Consider the following 12,939-nt stretch of genomic DNA (forward strand, 5'->3'; position numbering starts at 1 on the left):
CATCGGCTTCGGAGGTGTGATGGTCGGTCATCTGTCGCGGCGGATGCTCGCGGAAGCCATCGGGACCATGCTGCTCATCGTCTTCGGCCCCGGCTCCGTCGTCGCGGCGCTCCTCGTCGGCGGCGGCCGGTTGGACTACGCCGGCGTCGGCGTCATCGCGCTGTCGTTCGCGGTGATCGTCGCAGTCGTCATCTACGCGTTCGGCAGCACCTCGGGTGCGCACATCAACCCGGCCGTCACCGTCTCCCTCGCCGTGGGACGGCGCTTCCCCTGGCGGGAGGTCCCGTTCTACATCGCGGCCCAGCTCGCCGGCGCCGTCGTCGGGGGGCTGCTCATCGTCGGGATCTTCGGCCGGCGGGCCACCGAGCTGGGCGGTGTCGGGCTGACGGCCCTCGCGCCAGGAGTGGGGTACGGGCAGGGCATCCTCGTCGAGGCGCTCGGCACCTTCCTCCTGCTGCTCACGATCATGGCGCTCGCGGTCGACCGCCGGGCGCCGCAGGGCTGGGCGGGGCTGATGATCGGCCTCGCCGTGGCCGGTGAGGTGTTCGTGCTCGGCCCGCTGACCGGCGGCGCGATCAACCCGGCCCGTACCTTCGGGCCGTACGTGGCGAACGACCTGTTCGGCGGCGACACGCCGTGGTGGCAGTCCGGGGTCTACGTCATCGGGCCGGTCGTCGGAGGGGCTGTCGCCGTCGTGCTGTACGACCTGGTGACCAGGCCGGTCGGCGAGGTGCCTGCGACCGCCGAACAGGGGACCGCGGGGGAGATCACCGGTGAGAGCCTGCCCCGTCCCCGGACGGAGAGACCCGGCGCCGAGCCCGCCGCGGGTCCGGCCGGGCGGCCCCCCGGTGACGTCCGGCCCGGCTCCTCGGGCGGCGCGATCCACCCGGCACGGGGAGGTGACCACACGAACACGTAGCGCGGCCGGTCGGCCGCCGTACCGCCAGCCACCACGAGGAGGAAGAGGACGCCATGCCGGACAACAAGGCCGTCGTGTATCAGGGGCCGGGCAAGGTGGAGGTGCAGGAAGTTCCCTATCCCGGGTTCGAGCTCAAGGACGGGCCCGGGGTCAACCCGGCCAACGTGGGCCGCAAGGTCCCGCACGGCGCGATCATCAAGGCTGTCGCGACGAACATCTGCGGCAGCGACCAGCACATGGTCCGCGGACGCACCACCGCGCCGGCGGGCCTCACCCTCGGACACGAGATCACCGGCGAGGTGATCGAGACCGGACCGGACGTGGAGTTCATCAAGGTCGGCGACCTGGTCTCGGTGCCGTTCAACATCGCCTGCGGCCGGTGCCGGAACTGCAAGGAGGGCAAGACCGGGGTCTGCGAGAACGTCAACCCCGACCGGGCCGGTTCGGCGTACGGTTACGTCGACATGGGCGGCTGGGTCGGCGGGCAGGCGCAGTACGTCCTGGTGCCCTACGCCGACTGGAACCTGCTGAAGTTCCCGGACAGGGACCGGGCGATGGAGAAGATCCTCGACCTGGCCATGCTCTCCGACATCTTCCCGACCGGCTACCACGGCTGCGTGTCCGCCGGGGTGACCACCGGATCCACCGTCTACATCGCGGGCGCCGGCCCGGTGGGGCTCGCCGCGGGCGTCTCGGCGTTCCTCCTGGGGGCCGCCGTGGTCATCGTCGGTGACCTGAACAAGGAGCGGCTGGAGCAGGCCCGCAGCTTCGGCTGCGAGACCGTCGACGTGTCGCAGGGCGACCCGCAGGACCAGATAGCGCAGATCGTCGGCGAGCCCGAGGTCGACTGCGGGGTCGACGCCGTCGGCTTCGAGGCGCGCGGGCACGGCGCGGAGGCGGAGACGGAACGCCCCGCCACCGTGCTCAACTCGCTCATGCAGCTCACCCGCGCGGGCGGCGCGCTCGGCATCCCCGGCCTGTACGTGACCGGCGACCCGGGAGCCGCGGACGAGGCGGCCAAGAAGGGGTCGCTGTCCATCCGGCTCGGTCTCGGCTGGGCCAAGTCGCACGCCTTCTACACCGGCCAGTGTCCCGTCATGCGGTACAACCGGAAGCTGATGATGGCGATCCTGCACGACCGGGTGCAGATCGCGAAGGCGGTCAACGCCACGCCGATCCCGCTCGACCGGGCACCCCAGGGGTACGAGGAGTTCGACAGGGGGGCCGCGCGCAAGTACGTCCTCGACCCGCACGGCCTGCTCGCCAAGGCCGGATAGCGCGGGGCGGTCCGGGGTGGCGGCGCACGCGGGCGGCCGTGTCGCGTGCGCCGCTACCCCGGCAGGCGAGGCTCGCCCTCGGCGACGACCGGGGCGCCCTCCTCGAACCCCATCTCGGGCGGCGGCAGCCGGAACAGGCGGGTGAGGTAGGCGAGGTAGAGCAGCCCGGCGCCGAGCCAGATCAGGCCGAGCGTGACGGCCTGGGCGTCGAGCCGGGTGAGCAGCCACAGGTCGACCGCGGCGCCGGCCGCCGGGACGAGCACGTACGCCACCACGCCCAGCGGACGTCCCGCGTGGCGTTCGTGCACATAGAACGCGATCACGCTGATGTTCACGAAGGTGAAGGCGGTGAAGGCGCCGAAGTTGATGAACGAGGTGGAGACGGCCACGTCCAGGCGCAGGGCGACCAGGCCGACGGCGCCGGTCAGCACGATGCCGAAGGCGGGGGTGCGGTATCTGCGGTGGACGTAGCCGAAGACCCTGCGGGGCAGGACCGCGTCCCGCCCCATGGCGTACAGCAGGCGCGACGTGCTGGCCTGCGCGGCGAGGCCGGAGGTGAACTGGGCGATCACCAGGCCGGCCAGGAAGACCGCGCCGAACAGGCTGCCGGCGATCGTCCTGGCGATGTCGAAGGCCGCCGACGACGAGTCCCGGAAGAAACCGCCGGGGTGCACCAGCTGGGTGGTGTACGCGACCAGGATGAAGATCGCTCCGCCGATGAGCGCGGTGAGCACGATCGCCCGCGGGATCGTCCTGGTGGGCTCGACGGTCTCCTCGGTGAGGGTGGTGACGGCGTCGAAACCCAGGAAGGAGTAGGCGGCGATGGCGGCGCCCGCCGCGATACCCGGGACGGTGGTGTCCGGGTTCGCGAACGGCGCCGCGCCGAGCATCGCCTCCGGGCCGTACGATCCGGCCAGGTAGCCGACCGACAGCAGGACGAAGAAGATCAGGACCAGGATCTGGAAGGTCATCAGCAGTGAGTTCACCCCGGCGGCGACCTTGATACCGAGCAGGTTGAGCACGGTCGTCACGACGATGAAGGCCACGATCCACACCCACTGCGGCACGCCGGGGAACTGCGCCGACAGGTAGGAGCCACCGATCAGCCAGATGACCATCGGCAGGAAGAGGTAGTCGAGCAGCACCGCCCAGCCGACGAGGAACCCCACCCGCGCGTCGATCGTCCGGCGCGCGTAGGTGTAGGCGGATCCGGCGGTCGGGTAGACGGCCGCCATCCTCCCGTAGCTGAGGGCGGTGAAGATCATGGCCACCAGTGCCAGCGCGTACGCGGAGGCCGCCGCCCCACCGGTGGCCTCCGCCACGATGCCGAAGATGCCCAGGACGATCAGCGGCGTCATGTAGGCGAGCCCGAACAGGACGACCGGCCCGAGCGTGAGAGCACGCCTCAGAACTGGTTCGTTGTCTCGCATGACGGGATCTTCTCCGAGTCGTCAGCCGCCCGCCGGGTACCAGCGGGCGGGATCGATACGTCCCTGGTAGAGGGGGAGGTCGAGGGGTTCGTCGGCCTCGGTGAACTGGGCCCACACACGGTTGAGCCCGGCGGTGCCGTACCTGCGGACCCGCGTGACGTCGTCCAGGTCGAGGACGTCGGTGAGCACGGTCGCGACCTCGCCGGCCTCGGCCCTGACCCGGCCCTCGGGGTCGACGACGAGGCTGCGTCCGGTGCCGACGGGGGCGGCGGTGTTGACGCTGACGACGTACACCTGGTTCACGATCGCGTTGGCCCGCGCCAGCACCAGCTCCTGCGCGCGGTCGGCGGTCGTCGTCATGACCGGGTTGACGATGACCTCCGCCCCCATCCACGCCAGGTGGCGCGCGACCTCGGGGAACCAGGCGTCGTAGCAGATCGCGAAGCCGACCCGGCCCGTACCCGGGACGTCGAAGACGACGAAGCGGTCACCCGGCCGGTAGGGCTCGTACGGTCGCCAGGGGAAGATCTTCCGGTACCAGGCGGCGAGCCGGCCCTCGGGAGAGAAGGCCAGGGCCGTGTTGTGGAGCGCGCCGTCCGGCCCCCGCTCGCACACGCTCCCGGGGACCAGCCAGATCCCCAGGTCACCGGCGAGCTGTGCGAACGCCTTCGACCTGGGGCCGTCCAGCGGCTCGGCGGACGCCTCCAGCTCGGCGTCCCGCTCGCGCGGCGGAACCCGTGTGCCGTGCAGGTGCAGTTCGGGGAAGACGACGAAACGCGCCTCGGGGAAGCGCGCGGTCAGCTCCTCGACCTCCCGGGTGAAGCCTGAGACGTCCTCGTCGGCCGGGCGGGGAGCCGCCTGGGCGAGCGCGATGGGGAGTGGTCGTGACATAGCGCACCTACTTCCCGGTTATGCGGTTAGAAATAGCCATTTGTAAGTATTTGCAATGATTTCAAGGATAATGACCGGTTTTCTGGTGAAGTGCAGTGGGGCCCGCGGTCCGCGGTCGGGGCTCCGCGCCGGTGGTCGCCCGGCGGCCGTCCGGCAGCCCCGGGGTTCCCGTCGGCGGGATCCGGTCCGGAGTCAGAACCTGATGCGGGCCGCCACCGGCAGGTGGTCGCTGCCGGTGGCGGGCAGCGTCCAGGTGTGCACAGGGGTCGCCGCGCGGGCCATGACATGGTCGATCCGGGCCAGCGGGAAGACGGCGGGCCAGCTGAAGCCGAAGCCGGTCCGCGCCGGGGTCACCCGGGAGGTGAGCGGGGCCAGGCCGCGGTCGTCGAGGGTGCCGTTGAGGTCGCCGAGCAGCACGACCCGCTCCAGCCGCTCCGCCGCGATCGCCGTGCCCAGCAGGACGGCGCTCTCGTCCCTACGGCCGGAGGTGAAGCCGCCCGTCCCGACACGGACCGAGGGAAGGTGGGCGACGTACACGGCGACGTCCCCGCGGGGGGTCCGTGCGGTCGAGCGCAGCCCGCGGCTCCAACTCGCCTCGACGTCCCCGGGCCTGATGTCCACCGGCCGGGTGCCGGTGAGGGGATACCTGGACCACAGCCCGACGGTGCCCACGACGGCGTGGTGGGGATGATCGGCCTCCAGGACGGCCCGGTAGGCCGCAACGGCCTCGGGCGTCAGCTCCTCCAGCGCGATCAGGTCGGCTCCCGCCCGGAGCAGGGCCCGCGCGGTGCCCGCCGGGTCGGGGTTCTCGTCGTCGACGTTGTGCTGGAGCACCGTCAGGTCGTACGCCGTCACGCCGCCGGCGGGCACCACCAGGTGGCCGAACAGGACGGCCCACACCGCACCGGGCAGGGCCGCTGCCACCCCGGCGACGGCCGAGCGGCGCAGCAGCGCCAGGCCCAGCAGCACCGGGACGGCCAGGCCGGTCCAGGGAAGGAACGTCTCCAGCAGGCTGCCCAGGTTGCCCGCGGTGTTCGGCACCGCCGAGTGGAACGCGGTCAGCCCGGCGGTCAGGATGGCGAGCGACACGAGAGTCCACCCGCGCGTCCAGGGCGTCCGGCCCCGCGCGTCCATGCCCCAGGGGCGTCGGCCCGCCCGGCGGGACGGCCGCCCGCGGGCCGCGGTCTTCGCCTCCGTCGCCGGACGGCCGCTCGTCTGCTCCACCGGGCTCCTTCCCCCGTAGCGAACCGTAGAGGCCGGTGCGGGGGAAGGGAAATCATCGCACCGCGCACGCCCGGGACGTACGCCGACGAGTCCGGCCGGCCCTCCCCGCGGGTGCGTCGCACCGCGCACGCCCGGGACGTACGCGGGCAGTCAGAGGCCGTCGACGAACAGCTCGGCCTCGCGCCGGCCCATGCCGGTCTCCCCGCGCACCAGGTGGACCGCCTGCTCGGTCCGGCCGGCGCTCTTCAGCTCGCGTACGCGGGTGGCCAGGTCGGCCCCGCCGGCGCCGGGGTAGGGTGCGCTCACCCGCCTCCGCCTCCCCACGGACACGGCGACCCCGATGACGGCAGCCACGATCAACGCGAGCAGGACGGCGAGGATGAGCAGTTCCGTGGGTCCAAGGTTCGGCATGGCCGCATCGTACGGCGGGGCCGGGGCGATCGTGCGGGGAAGAACCCGGCCGGATCGGGCCTTTCGCCGAGGCCGCTCCGCGCACCCGCCGTCGAGGGTCGTGACCGGACGGCCGCTCCGCGAACCGGTCACCGAGGGTCGTGACCGGACGGCCGTCAGGCCACCGTCGGATCCCTGTCGCCGAACTGCTGTCAGGCCCGCCGGACCGCTGTCAGGCCCCGTCAGGCCGCTGTCAGGCTGCCGTGGACCACCTCGCCGCCGGCCATCACCGCCGACACCCGCAACGCCCCGTCGAGGACCACCAGGTCGGCGTCCTTGCCGGGCTGGATCGCGCCTGTCCGGTCGGAGATGCCGAGCAGGTGGGCGGGGGTCGTGGCGGCCGCGATGGCGGCGTCCACGATGGAGATCCCGATGTCGCGTACCGCGTGGCGGACGGTGGCGTCCATCGTGAGGGTGGAACCCGCGAGGGTGCCGTCGGAGAGCTTGACCGTCCCCTCGTCGGCGAAGACCGGCACCGGCCCCAGGTGGTACCGGCCGCTGGTCATGCCCGCGGCGGGGGTGGCGTCGGTGACGAAGGCGACCCGGTCGGACCCGGCCGCGGACATCGCCATCCTGACCGCCTCGTCGTGCACGTGCACCCCGTCGTTGATCAGCTCGCAGACGACGTTCTCGTCGGCCAGCGCGGCGCCCGCCGGTCCCGGGTCGCGGTGGTGGAAGTGGCGCATCGCGTTGAACAGGTGGGTGGCCAGCCGCGCTCCCGACGCGAAGGCGTCGCGGGCCTGGTCGTAGTCGGCCTCGGTGTGCCCCACGGCGGCGATCACACCCGCCTCGGTGACCTCCCGTAGCAGGTCCATGCCTCCGGGCAGCTCGGGTGCGAGCGTCACCACCCGCACGGTGCCGTCCCCGGCCGTCAGCAGGTGCCGCAGCGCCGCACGGTCGGGGGCGAGCAGGTGCTCGGCGTGGTGCGATCCCTTCTTCGCCGGGTTGAGGAACGGCCCTTCCAGGTGCACCCCGACGATCCGTCCCCGGCTGGTGTCGCCCGACCGGATGATCTCCGCGATCGCCGAGACGGAGGCGGCCATCCGGTCGATCTGGTCGGTGACCAGGCTGGCGAGGGTCGAGGTGGTCCCGTGGCGCCGGTGGAAGGCCACCGCGGTGAGGATCTCCTCCTGGTCGTCGGTGGTGATCTGCGCTCCGCCTCCGCCGTGCATGTGCAGGTCGATGAAGCCGGGCAGGACGAACCGCCCGCCCAGGTCGTGGAGCACCGCGCCGCTCCTCGCGGGCGGGTCCCCCCTGCCCACCCCGGCGATGCGGCCCTCCTCGACGGCGACCCAGCCGGGATCGAGGACCTGGTGAGGGGTGACGACGCGGGCATTCACCACGATAAGCATGATCATCTCCATGAAGACGCACCGGGACAGGCGATCCCGGGTGTGCCGCACCCCCGCCCGCGGCGGGCATGGGACGTCTCGCGGCGGCACGGGAGGCAACCGGTCTGGACCAGTTGCGCCGACAATACCGGCAAAGTTAGCTCTGTCCTAGAAAATTCTTCATCCGGTATAGACCAGTTGGTTACCTTCTCCCTATCCTGACGGTCACCGCGAGGAGTTTGAGGCGGTTCCCCCCACGACGACGGGCTTCCGTGGCCACAACTGGTACGGACCAGAGCGGTCGTCGACATGTGAAGGTGGTTGAAGCAGTGAAGATGAAGCTGATGGGCCCGGCCGTGCTCGGTGTGGCCGCCGCACTGGTACTGACCGCTTGCGGTTCGGGTGAGCCGGCCGCCGACGGCCAGGTGACGCTGAAGATGGTCGCGGCCGACTACGGTGACGGGCCGACCGCCGACAACAGCGGCGAGAAGTTCTGGAAGGGCGTCGTCGACGAGTTCCAGAAGGCCAACCCGAAGATCAAGGTCGAGGTCCAGGTCATCAACTGGAACGACATCGACAAGCAGGTCGCCACGATGGTGCAGAACGGGCAGATGCCTGACATCCTGCAGACCGGCGACTACTCCGGCTTCGTCAAGGACGGCCTGCTCTACAAGGCCGACGAGGTCCTGTCGCCGAACGTCCTGTCCGACCTGCTGCCGAAGTTCGCCGAGGCCGGCAAGGTGGAGGGCACCGCCTACGGCATCCCCTTCCTCTCCACCGCCAGAGCGCTCTTCTACAACAAGGACCTGTTCGGCAAGGCCGGGATCGCCGAGCCGCCCAAGACCTGGGACGAGCTCAAGGCCGCCGCGGAGAAGCTGAAGAAGGCCGGGATCGAGCAGCCGTTCGGCCTGCCGCTGGGCAACGAGGAGGCCCAGGCCGAGTCGCTGCTGTGGTTCCTGGGCAACGGCGGCGGATACAAGGACGCCTCGGGCAACTGGGCGATCAACTCCCCCCAGAACATCGAGACGTTCAAATACCTCAAGGGCATGGTCGACGCCGGCCTCACCACGCCGAACCCGGGCACCAAGAACCGCAAGGACGTCTGGGCCGACTTCGCCGGCGGGAAGATCGGCATGGTCAACGGCGGCCCCATGGCCATCCCGATCTTCGAGAAGGGCGGGCTGAAGAACTTCGGCGTCGCCCCGATCCCCGGCAAGACCGGTGTGCTCACCACCACCCTGGGCGTGCAGGACTGGATCATGGCCTTCAACGCCAACGGCCACAAGGAGGAGATCAAGAAGTTCTTCGACTTCTTCTACACCGGCAGTGCCGCGCAGAAGATCAGTGACACCTACAAGCTGCTTCCGGTGACCACCTCGGGCACCGAGAAGCTCTCCTCGGACGAGCAGCTCAAGCCGTTCCTCGACGCGCTGCCCAACGCCACGTTCTACCCGTTCACCGACCCCAAGTGGTCCGACGTGAACACCCAGATCAAGCAGACCATCGGCGGCGCGCTGAACGACCCCGAGACGGTCCTCGGCGCGATCCAGAAGACCACGACCGCGGGCTGACGCGGCACGGCGGGCTCCGGTCGTACGGGGCCCGCCCGGCGGGCGGCGCCGGTCACGCCCGGCGGAAGGCGTCGAGAGAACTCCGAGAAGGCAGAAGAGATGCAACAGACAGTCGCCCTGAAACGGGTGGGGCGGGCCCTGCAGCCATGGGCCTGGATCGGCCCCGCGGTGGTGTTGATCGCCGTGGTGGTCGTCTGGCCGGTCGTCGTCATGATCCAGTCGTCGTTCCTGAAGATCAGCCGGTTCGGCGTGGTCAACGGGTTCAACGGGACGGCCAACTACGAGAAGCTGTTCGCCGAACCCGACTTCGGCGGCGTGATGTTCCGCAGCCTGGTCTGGGTGGTCGCGGTCGTCGCCCTCACCATCGTGATCTCCCTGGGACTGGCGTCCCTGTTCAACCAGCAGTTCCCCGGCCGGCGCGTCGCCCGCTGGGCCCTGATCGCCCCCTGGGCGGCGTCGGTGCTGATGACCTCGATCATCTTCAAGTGGATGCTCGACCCCGGCGTCGGCCTGATCAACATCATCCTGCACGACCTGGGCTTCCTCGACGCGATGGGCGGCGCGGACGCCGACCCGCTCGGCAAGGCCAGTACGGCGTTCCCCTGGCTGATCTTCGTCTCGGTGTTCGTGTCGCTGCCGTTCACGACGTACTCGCTGCTGGCCGGGCTCACGGCCATCCCCGCCGACGTCTACGAGGCCGCCAAGATGGACGGCGCGGGCAGGTGGCGGACCTACTGGTCGATAACGCTGCCGCTGCTCCGTCCCGCGCTGACCGTGGCGACCCTCATCAACGTGATGAACGTCTTCAACAACTTCCCCATCATCTGGGCCATGACCCACGGCCAGCCCGGCTACTCCACCGCCACGTCGACCATCTTCATGTACATCCTCAAGGGGTCCGACATCGGGGAGTCCGCGGCGATGTCCGTGATCAACTTCGGCATGGTCATCGTCATGGTGGCCGTCTTCATGAAGGTCAGTCAGCACAAGCAGGAGGTGGCCCGATGATGAGCACGTCCACCGTGGCGCCTCCGGCGTCTCCGGCGGCGCGCGTCCCCGCGGGGCGCCCGGACCCGGGAACCGCTCGAAGGCTGCCGTCCGTCAAGAAGGTCGCCATCGCGGCGGGCGCCTACCTCGTCGCGTTCGTCTTCCTGTTCCCCTACATCCAGATGGTGCTCACCGCGCTCCGCCCGCAGGAAGAACTGCGCCAGGCCACCCTGCTGCCCGAGCGTTTCGCCTGGTCGAACTTCGTCACCTTCTGGTCCAGCGGGCTGTCCGGCAACCTCCTGGTCAGCCTCCAGGTGGCGGCGGGTTCGACGATCCTGGTGCTGCTCGTGGCGCTGCCCGCCGCGTACTACACCGCACGGCACGAATTCCGGGGCCGCACGGCGTTCATGATCCTGGTGCTGATAACCCAGATGTTCCAGCCGACCGCCATGCTCGTCGGCATCTACCGCGAGTTCCACCAGCTCGGCCTGGTGGACACCGTGTGGTCGCTCATCCTGGTCAACGGGGGTTTCAACCTGGCCTTCGCGGTCTGGATCCTCAACGCCTACTTCGCCTCGATCCCGCGCGAACTGGAGGAGGCGGCGTTCCTCGACGGCAACGGCCGGATGGGGACGCTGTTCCGGATCACCCTCCCGCTGGCCGCGCCGGGAGTGGTCACCGCTCTCATCTTCACCTTCATCGCCGCCTGGAACGAGTTCGTGGTGGCGCTCACGCTCACCACCTCCCCGGGCAACCAGCCCCTGACCGTCGCCCTGAACTCCTTCATCGGCCAATACCAGGTCGACTGGCAGAATCTCTTCGCGGGCTCTGTGATCGCCACGATCCCGGTCATCATCCTGTTCGCCCTCATCGAGGGCAAGGTCGTGGGCGGTCTCACCGCCGGCTCCGTCAAGTGACGGTGGGGTGACCGTCCGGGTTCGTCCGGGCCCGGCGGCTTCCCGCCCTCCCACCTGGACGGGCGTGCCCGCGGGATGGTGCCATGGAAGCGAGGGGACACCTGGAGGAAGGGAGGTCACGGTGAAGGCAGCCGTAGGAGACAAGTTGATCGTCGAGGGCACGCACGGCGGTGACCACCGCAAGATCGGTTTCATCGTGGAACTGCACCACCAGGACGGCAGCCCGCCGTATGTGGTGCGCTGGGAGGACGACCAGCACGAGAGTCTCGTCTTCCCCGGCCCCGACGCTCATGTGGTGCCGAACGAGCCGGACTGAGTACGGACCGTGAAGACCCGGACCGGCAGGGGACCGGCGAGGGCCCGCGGGGATCGGCGGGGATCGGCGGCGATCGGCCGGGAGCCTCGGCACCGGACCGGTGTGAGCGACCGGGACCGTCGGCGCCGGCCCGCGGCCCCGATCCCGGCTCCGGGACCTGACCGGTCCGCGGCCCCGGGAGCTCTGCCCGCGGCCGAGTTCCCGGGGGTTCCGCCCCACTACGATCGTCGACGTGCAGAAACGTGAATTGGGCAGAACCGGTAGGCAGGTCGGCGTCGTCGGGTTGGGCGCCTGGCAGCTCGGGGCGGACTGGGGCGAGGTCGGCGAGGACGAGGCGCTGGCCACGCTTGAGGCGGCCGTCGACGCCGGGGTGACCTTCATCGACACCGCCGACGTGTACGGCGACGGCCGCAGCGAACGGATCGTCGGACGGCTGACCAAGGGCAGGCCCGGTCTGACCGTCGCCACCAAGATGGGCCGCCGCGTCGCCCAGGAGCCGTCCGCCTACACCCTGGACAACTTCCGGGCCTGGACCGACCGCTCCCGCGCCAACCTCGGCGTCGACACCCTCGACCTGGTGCAGCTGCACTGCCCGCCCACCCCGGTCTACTCGGCCGACGCGGTCTTCGACGCCCTCGACACCCTCGTCGAGGAGGGCCGCGTCGCCGCGTACGGGGTGAGCGTCGAGACCTGTGAGGAGGCGCTGACCGCCATCGCACGGCCGGGCGTGGCCACCGTGCAGATCATCCTCAACGCCCTGCGCCTCAAGCCGCTGGAGAGGGTACTCCCGGCGGCGGCCGAGGCCGGGGTCGGGATCATCGCCCGCGTCCCGCTGGCCAGCGGCCTGCTGTCCGGCAAGTACGACGAGTCCACGGTCTTCGCCCCCGACGACCACCGCACCTACAACCGGCACGGCGAGGCGTTCGACGTCGGCGAGACCTTCTCCGGCGTCGACTACGCCACCGGCCTGGAGGCGGTGCGCCGCCTGACCCCGCTGGTCCCGCCCGGGATGACCACGGCGCAGTTCGCGCTGCGCTGGATCATCGATCAGCCCGGTGTCTCCGTGGTCATCCCCGGTGCCCGCAACCCTGGGCAGGCCCGCGCCAACGCCGCCGCCGCAGCGGCCGGCCCGTTGCCCGAGGCCACCCTGCGCGCCGTGCGGGAGATCTACGACGAGCTCGTCCGCCCGCAGGTCCACCACCGCTGGTGACCCGGCCCGTCCGTTCGGCCCGGCGGAGAGAGCCGGGCCGGTGAGAAGCTCCTCCGGGTGTCCCGGACGTGTGGCGTGGATCAGCATGATGGACTCCTCCGTGAGAGGCCCTTACGAGGGAGGCGGGGGTCAGATCCTGCAGGGATCACCCCTACGCTGCCCCAGCGATCCTGTGCCCCCGCTGAGTGGACGCTGAGAGCCCGGTCTCATCCGGTTGCAGGTGGGTCTCAAGTGCCCCCGGCCATGATCGAGGCATGTCCCACGTGCCAGACACCACCGGCAGGAAGTCCCGCTTCCGGAAGGGCCGCACCCGGCGGTCCCCCGGCGGTGAGCCTCCCGCCGCCACCGGGTCCCCGAAGATCCCCGAACCGGCCGTGCCCGTCGTCCCGCGGCAGCGGGGCCAGTCCAGGAAGGAC

12 protein-coding genes are annotated in these 12,939 nt (G+C 70.7%); 7 read left to right on the forward strand and 5 right to left on the reverse strand.

Translation table 11 applies throughout. The annotated features are described in order from the left end of the window. Positions 1–19: 19 nt before the first annotated feature. Both F4562_RS31320 and fdhA read left to right on the forward strand, forming a co-directional pair. Positions 20–919 (forward strand): MIP/aquaporin family protein, encoded by a 900-nt coding sequence (locus tag F4562_RS31320; protein WP_184540303.1) that lies wholly within the window; start codon positions 20–22, stop codon positions 917–919. A gap of 53 nt (positions 920–972) precedes the next feature. After that, positions 973–2,196: a formaldehyde dehydrogenase, glutathione-independent gene (gene fdhA / locus F4562_RS31325; protein ID WP_184540305.1), complete on the forward strand. Its 1,224-nt coding sequence runs from the start codon at positions 973–975 to the stop codon at positions 2,194–2,196. Positions 2,197–2,249: 53 nt separating this feature from the next. Here fdhA and F4562_RS31330 read toward each other — a convergent pair whose 3' ends face one another. The 5 genes from F4562_RS31330 to nagA form a co-directional block, all read right to left on the reverse strand. Continuing rightward, positions 2,250–3,626: an APC family permease gene (locus tag F4562_RS31330; RefSeq protein ID WP_184540307.1), complete on the reverse strand. Its 1,377-nt coding sequence runs from the start codon at positions 3,624–3,626 to the stop codon at positions 2,250–2,252. 21 nt (positions 3,627–3,647) lie between these two features. Continuing rightward, positions 3,648–4,517 carry a carbon-nitrogen hydrolase family protein gene (locus F4562_RS31335; protein WP_184540309.1) on the reverse strand — a complete coding sequence of 290 codons (870 nt, stop codon included), beginning with the start codon at positions 4,515–4,517 and terminating at the stop codon, positions 3,648–3,650. Positions 4,518–4,709: 192 nt separating this feature from the next. Next, positions 4,710–5,651: an endonuclease/exonuclease/phosphatase family protein gene (locus F4562_RS31340; RefSeq protein ID WP_184540767.1), complete on the reverse strand. Its 942-nt coding sequence runs from the start codon at positions 5,649–5,651 to the stop codon at positions 4,710–4,712. A gap of 240 nt (positions 5,652–5,891) precedes the next feature. Next, positions 5,892–6,152, reverse strand: a complete 261-nt coding sequence (locus F4562_RS31345) for a hypothetical protein (protein WP_184540311.1) — start codon at positions 6,150–6,152, stop codon at positions 5,892–5,894. Positions 6,153–6,373: 221 nt separating this feature from the next. Then, positions 6,374–7,543, reverse strand: a complete 1,170-nt coding sequence (gene nagA, locus F4562_RS31350) for an N-acetylglucosamine-6-phosphate deacetylase (RefSeq protein WP_184540313.1) — start codon at positions 7,541–7,543, stop codon at positions 6,374–6,376. Between the two features lie 314 nt (positions 7,544–7,857). Between nagA and F4562_RS31355 the strand changes: the two genes are divergently transcribed. The 5 genes from F4562_RS31355 (at position 7,858) to F4562_RS31375 (ending at position 12,523) form a co-directional block, all read left to right on the forward strand. Then, on the forward strand, positions 7,858–9,093 hold the full coding sequence (locus F4562_RS31355; RefSeq protein WP_246474614.1) for an extracellular solute-binding protein: 1,236 nt from the start codon (positions 7,858–7,860) through the stop codon (positions 9,091–9,093). 99 nt (positions 9,094–9,192) lie between these two features. After that, positions 9,193–10,101 carry a carbohydrate ABC transporter permease gene (locus F4562_RS31360; RefSeq protein WP_184540314.1) on the forward strand — a complete coding sequence of 303 codons (909 nt, stop codon included), beginning with the start codon at positions 9,193–9,195 and terminating at the stop codon, positions 10,099–10,101. After that, positions 10,101–10,997, forward strand: coding sequence for a carbohydrate ABC transporter permease (locus tag F4562_RS31365; RefSeq protein WP_184540315.1), 897 nt, complete (start codon positions 10,101–10,103; stop codon positions 10,995–10,997). Before F4562_RS31360 ends, F4562_RS31365 begins: the two co-directional genes overlap by 1 nt. 121 nt (positions 10,998–11,118) lie before the next feature. Then, the gene (locus F4562_RS31370; RefSeq protein WP_184540316.1) at positions 11,119–11,313 is read left to right on the forward strand and encodes a DUF1918 domain-containing protein; all 195 of its coding nucleotides are present in this window, start codon (positions 11,119–11,121) and stop codon (positions 11,311–11,313) included. Between the two features lie 232 nt (positions 11,314–11,545). Further along, entirely contained in the window at positions 11,546–12,523 is a 978-nt protein-coding gene (locus tag F4562_RS31375) for an aldo/keto reductase (protein ID WP_184540317.1), read from the forward strand. The last annotated feature ends 416 nt before the right edge of the window (positions 12,524–12,939 follow it).

Source organism: Streptosporangium becharense (assembly GCF_014204985.1).
Lineage (GTDB): Bacteria > Actinomycetota > Actinomycetes > Streptosporangiales > Streptosporangiaceae > Streptosporangium > Streptosporangium becharense.